This window comes from Brachyspira catarrhinii (genome assembly GCF_005518285.1).
GTDB lineage: Bacteria > Spirochaetota > Brachyspiria > Brachyspirales > Brachyspiraceae > Brachyspira > Brachyspira catarrhinii.
Genome location: NZ_SJDU01000850.1, coordinates 1 through 340, shown reverse-complemented (window position 1 = coordinate 340; position 340 = coordinate 1). Strand labels below are relative to the sequence as shown.

General features: G+C 27.6%; 1 protein-coding gene. It reads right to left on the bottom strand.

What is annotated here, in order from left to right; translation table 11 throughout:
• The coding region (locus tag EZH24_RS13645) for a hypothetical protein (protein ID WP_137999503.1) at nt 1-340 on the bottom strand (340 nt) is incomplete at both ends.

Here is a 340-nt window from a genome sequence, read left to right as displayed (position 1 = left end):
TCTTCCTCCGCTTGTTTTAATAAAGCTAAATAATCTTTATAAGTTTTTCCGCTTGTCTTTACTGCATCAGATTTACCTTTTATAGCATTAATGCTCTTTTCATTAGCTTCTTTTTCTTTAGTCTCTAAATCTATTCCATCTCTAGTTAGAGACTGTCTTAAATGCATGCTTTGATTTAAGTCATTTCTTTGTGTTTTTAATGTATTTAATGTATTTTCTACTTCTGATAATTTTTCATAATCATAACTTTTTAATATATTCTCTTTAGTTTGACTTTCTCCCATGCCAGCTGCATATAAAGAAGTTCTTAATTTTTCAACAGCAGTATTATATATCTTTC